Genomic DNA, 2,030 nt, shown 5'->3' on the forward strand with positions numbered 1-2,030 from the left:
TTGGAAAATTCTCCACTCACCGAGCGGGAACTGGAAATTCTGGAGCTCATTGTGGCGGGCTACAGCAACGCGGCGATCGCCGAGCAGTTGTTCATTACGGTGGGCACGGTCAAAACCCACGTCCGCAATATTCTCAATAAGCTCTGTGCCGATGACCGCACTCAGGCGGCGGTGCTGGCGCTGCGCTCTGGGCTAATTAGCTAGGGCTTGCTTTGAGACCCTTTGATCCCCCCTAGCCCCCCTTAACAAGGGGGGGACCGAGCCGAGCCACTCCGGAAGTCCCCCTTTTTAAGGGGAATTTAGGGGGATCGACTCAAGGCAATCAACGACCTAGAAAGTCTAAAGTCCCCCTTTGTTAAGGTGGATTTAGGGGGATCGACTCAAGGCAATCAACGACCTAGAAAGTCTTAAAGCAATGCTTATGCCAGGTTTCCAGGGGGCGAGTTTTGTCTATCTGGAGAGGGATTCGGGCGATCGCCCCCAAGGCGGTACAATCCACCCAGACGCAGTTTACAAAACTTAATTCAAGCCTATGTCCCCTAATGCCTCCAACTCTCGTCTGCCGCTGGGCATTCGTCGTCGCGACCTGCTGCTGGGCACTTTGGCGGCAGGCTTTGCGGTGGCTGTGCGTCCCATCTCGGCTGAAACTATTACCACCAGCGACGCGGGCCTGACAGCGGGGTTCGTTTCGATTCCCGTGGGCGATCGCAACATTCCCGCCTATCGAGCCATGCCCAGCACGGGCACGGGCTTTCCTGTTGTGCTGGTGGTGCAGGAGATTTTTGGCATCCATGCCTACATTCAGGACGTATGCCGTCGGCTGGCGCAACTGGGCTATTTGGCGATCGCCCCCAGTCTGTTCGAGCGCCAGGGCGACGTGACGCAGCTTCCCAATATCGACGCGATCCGGCCCATCGTGGCCCAGGTGCCTGATGCTCAGGTAATGTCTGACCTGGATGCGACCGCAGCCTGGACAGCCACTGCTGGCGGCGATCCAACCCGACTGGGCATCACGGGCTTTTGCTGGGGCGGGCGCATCACCTGGCTCTATGCCGCTCACAATCCCCAACTCAAGGCGGGCGTTGCCTGGTATGGTCGTCTGGTGGGCACGCCGACCGAGCTACAGCCGCAATTCCCGGTGGATGTGGCAGCAGACATCAAGGCTCCTGTATTGGGCCTGTATGGCGAAAAGGACGACGGCATTCCGCTGGACAGCGTGGAACAAATGAAGTCTGCCCTCAAGGCCGCCAACGCGCCCAGCGAAATTATTGTTTATCCCGAAGCGCCCCACGGCTTCCATGCCGACTATCGCCCCACCTATCGCCCCGAAGCAGCGGCCGATGGCTGGCAGCGGATGCAGGGCTGGTTCAGGCAGCATGGAGTCATCTAGAAACGCGGCTCAGAATTGCTAAAGCGATTGGTTTGGCGATTAGATAGGGATAGGATGGAGGTTTCCGTCTTATCCCTGTCTTTTTGATTGCTGGATTAACAACTGTGGATGATTCCACTCTGAATGGACGCGGCGGCGGGCAGCCAGCACCGGCCTCAGGCCTGCCGCAGCGCGTATTTTTTGAAGGTTCGTCTGAAAATTCGTCAGACTGGCGCTGGCCCTTCTGGCCCCTCGTGCCGCTCTATCCCTACGGCAATCGGCGCACCCTGCGAACCGAGATTGTGAAAGACACAGTCTGGACATTTGACCAAGTCCAGGGCATTTTCTACGTGGTGGTGCCGATTCGGATGACGGTGGTGCGGCTGGCAGCGGGCGGGCTGCTGGTCTACGCGCCGATCGCCCCTACGGGAGAATGCGTGCGCCTGCTGCGGGAGCTAGAAGTCCAGCATGGTGCCGTGCAGTACATCATTTTGCCAACGGTGTCGGGGCTTGAGCATAAGGTGTTTGTGGGGCCGTTTGCGCGGCAGTTCCGCACTGCCCAGGTCTTTGTTGCGCCGCATCAGTGGAGTTTTCCGCTCAACTTGCCGCTGAGCTGGCTGGGCCTGCCGCTGGGACGGACGCAGCCCTTGCCCGAACAGCC

3 protein-coding genes are annotated in these 2,030 nt (G+C 59.1%); all 3 read left to right on the top strand.

The window, feature by feature from the left end:
- A partial coding sequence (locus tag IGS51_RS09800) for a response regulator transcription factor (RefSeq protein WP_297078232.1) occupies nucleotides 1-204 on the top strand: 204 nt, incomplete at its 5' end.
- 328 nt (nucleotides 205-532) lie between these two features.
- Nucleotides 533-1,390, top strand: a complete 858-nt coding sequence (locus IGS51_RS09805; RefSeq protein WP_297078233.1) for a dienelactone hydrolase family protein — start codon at nucleotides 533-535, stop codon at nucleotides 1,388-1,390.
- 161 nt (nucleotides 1,391-1,551) lie between these two features.
- Nucleotides 1,552-2,030 (top strand): DUF4336 domain-containing protein (locus tag IGS51_RS09810; RefSeq protein WP_297078234.1); only part of this gene is annotated, 479 nt, incomplete at its 3' end.

It is taken from the genome of Thermoleptolyngbya sp. M55_K2018_002 (assembly GCF_015295965.1).
GTDB classification, from domain to species: domain Bacteria; phylum Cyanobacteriota; class Cyanobacteriia; order Elainellales; family Elainellaceae; genus Thermoleptolyngbya; species Thermoleptolyngbya sichuanensis.

Excerpts from the sequence above, each read along its gene's own strand:
- IGS51_RS09805 (WP_297078233.1), top strand. The coding sequence starts at position 533 with ATGTCCCCTAATGCCTCCAACTCTCGTCTGCCGCTGGGCATTCGTCGT.